At 28.8% G+C, this 2,490-nt stretch carries 3 protein-coding genes; all 3 read left to right on the top strand.

Going from position 1 to position 2,490, the window contains the following annotated elements; all coding sequences use genetic code 11:
• Positions 1 to 363: 363 nt before the first annotated feature.
• The 3 genes from BM227_RS12490 to BM227_RS12480 all read left to right on the top strand — a co-directional run bounded on the left by BM227_RS12490 (position 364) and on the right by BM227_RS12480 (position 2,322).
• Positions 364 to 1,146: a PP2C family protein-serine/threonine phosphatase gene (locus tag BM227_RS12490; RefSeq protein WP_092914338.1), complete on the top strand. Its 783-nt coding sequence runs from the start codon at positions 364 to 366 to the stop codon at positions 1,144 to 1,146.
• A complete protein-coding gene (locus BM227_RS12485) occupies positions 1,143 to 1,325 on the top strand; it encodes a hypothetical protein (RefSeq protein ID WP_092914336.1) in 183 nt (60 codons plus the stop codon). Before BM227_RS12490 ends, BM227_RS12485 begins: the two co-directional genes overlap by 4 nt.
• A gap of 370 nt (positions 1,326 to 1,695) precedes the next feature.
• Positions 1,696 to 2,322 (top strand): hypothetical protein, encoded by a 627-nt coding sequence (locus tag BM227_RS12480; RefSeq protein WP_092914334.1) that lies wholly within the window; start codon positions 1,696 to 1,698, stop codon positions 2,320 to 2,322.
• Positions 2,323 to 2,490: the final 168 nt, after the last annotated feature.

Below are 2,490 nucleotides of genomic sequence, written 5' to 3'. Positions count from 1 at the left end.
CTTCGCAGTTTTGAAGTGTTTTAAAAATGAAACAAAAAGGTATGTTTTTTTTTTAAAATTTCAGCCGTTTAAGTTGTTTCTTATAAAACGGCTTCTATAAGATTTTGTCATTCAAATATTTTCAAACTATCCATATCAAACAACCCTTCCCTAACACCATATGATGAAATCAAATTCATCAATCAGCATTCATCTATTTTTTAAACTCAATCGTACATTTGTCAACTCCTTTTATAAGTTTTGCTGTAATTTTATACTTGAGAAGTGTCAAATTATGTCTGCTTGTATCTAATGTTTGCAATCCAGACACAATATTGCAAAACAAAGTAGTACAATTTCAAAAAACAGAAGGTAAATGCAAAGATGATGAAAGAGTGCTACTTTACTACCAACATTGGCTCAAAAAAATTCCCATCAAATCAAGACTCTTTACTCATAGATAAAGAGTTAATTTGTCAAACCTCTATGTCAACAGTTTCTAAAAAGATCATAAAAGAGAACTCTGCAATCTTTGCAGTAGCAGATGGCATAAGCAGTCATAAAAAATCTCACATCATAAGCTGTAAAGTTTTAGAGTTTTTGTATGAAATTTTTAGCTCAAGTAATCACTTTTTTCCTGTTAAGAGTATAAAAAAGATTCAAGATAGATTAGAGAACATAAGCTTACATTCAAAAGAGTTAAAAGGATCTGCAACTACTCTTGCTGGGGTATATTTTGCAGATGAAAAAGCTACCATCTTTCATACAGGCGATTCAAGGGTATATCTTTTTAGAGATAAAAAGCTAAAACCTCTTACAACCGATCATACTCAAGCTCAAAGAATGCTAAAAAGCGGTGAGATAAGTAGAGATGAGTTTGAAAGTTGCTCAGATTTGTACAAAATGCTTGAGGGGTATTTGATATGTGGAGAGTTAGAAGATGAAGAGCTGATCATAGATTCAACAAAGATTGATGTAAAAGAAGATGATCTCTTTTTTATTTGCAGTGATGGAGTAACAGAAAGCATAGACGATAAAGAGTTAGAAACCCTTTTTAAAAGTAGTAAACTTGAAACATTTGTCAATACTCTCTTTAATGAAGTTCATAAAAAAGAGATAGACAACTTCTCGTTTATAGCCATAAAAATAAAAAAAGGAGTATTATGAGTTATATCATAGGTTTAGGTAGTACTGGAGCAAATATTGTACGTAGTATTAAAAATAGAATTAGAGATGAAATAGTTGAAATAGAAAGAATATCAAGTTATGAAGAGAGTGGCTGTAAATCGATTGTAGAAGAGAAGATTTTAAATATTGTTCAGAAAATAGTAATGATCAATATATAATTGTTGGTGGTATTGGATGTCAATTCACATCCAAAGCCATCATAGAAATTGCACAATTTTTAAAAAATAAAAAAAGTTTTTATTATGTAATCTTGCCATTTTCTTTTGAAGGAGAAACAAGAGCCAAAAATGCAAAATACTCTCTTAACTACTTGTAAAGATTAGGAGTAGATATAAAAATATATGATAATCAAAAAGAGATACAAAAAATTGACTGGTCTGTAAGTGTTGATGAGTTTATGAATAAAGTCAATGAAGATTTTTTTGAGGTATTAAAAAATAGAGATCTTGTTTTATTGAAAAGCAATAGCTAACCAGACACTATCTTGCAATCAAAAAGGTAAAATTTAAAAAAAACAAGGAGGCAGTTATGGTAGCTTATGCAAGATGGTGTGAAGAGAGTGGAAACTTTTTTAGAGATCAGACAATTTTACAATTTGGTAATGAGTGGAATTTAATTGCAAATATAGTTTTGCTAAATCCAGGAAGTGCTGAACCAAAATCAGACAAAATTATAAACGATTTTTTAGTCTCCAAAAATTTACCCTATTTAGAAAAACCTACTTTTGAACAAAACTATTATGAGTTTAAATTAGACCCTCTTATGAGAAATTTACTCAACTGTTTTAGTAAAAAATATAGTGGCGGAGTTATAAAAATATATAATCTTTTTAATCTTAAAAACTCAAATTCAAATGATGCTGTAAATATGTTAGATAGTCTTGATTCAAAATACCTTTTTAACGATAATGTTAACTTTTTAGATGCACCAGTAATATTTGCTTCAGGAAGCATAAATAAAGATAGATTAAAAGATGAACTTATAAAATTTTATAATTGTGCAAAAGATAACTCAAAATACTACTTGGCAAAAACTGAAAATAAAAGTTTTGGTTTTAAAAAGGTGCAAAATATAGATGATATTTTCAACGCATATCATCCATCTTATACTTTTAGTTATGGAAATAGCACAGTTTGTGAAAATATTTGCGAGTAAAACTCTTATGATTTGTATCTCTTTGAAAGTCTCAATCTAAAATTTTGAGAATGGGGCTTTTCTGCATTTTATCCAGCCAAATCCGATGAAATTTTAAATATTTATTAAAAAAAGATTTTGGAAAGATTTTTGCTTGAGTTGACTCAAAAAAATGTGGGGTCAACAATG

The organism is Hydrogenimonas thermophila (assembly GCF_900115615.1).
Lineage (GTDB): Bacteria > Campylobacterota > Campylobacteria > Campylobacterales > Hydrogenimonadaceae > Hydrogenimonas > Hydrogenimonas thermophila.
Note: the sequence above shows the minus strand (reverse complement) of the source record. Positions and strands in the feature narration are given on the sequence as shown.

Excerpts from the sequence above, each read along its gene's own strand:
- BM227_RS12490 (WP_092914338.1), top strand. The coding sequence starts at position 364 with ATGATGAAAGAGTGCTACTTTACTACCAACATTGGCTCAAAAAAATTC.
- BM227_RS12485 (WP_092914336.1), top strand. The coding sequence starts at position 1,143 with ATGAGTTATATCATAGGTTTAGGTAGTACTGGAGCAAATATTGTACGT.
- BM227_RS12480 (WP_092914334.1), top strand. The coding sequence starts at position 1,696 with ATGGTAGCTTATGCAAGATGGTGTGAAGAGAGTGGAAACTTTTTTAGA.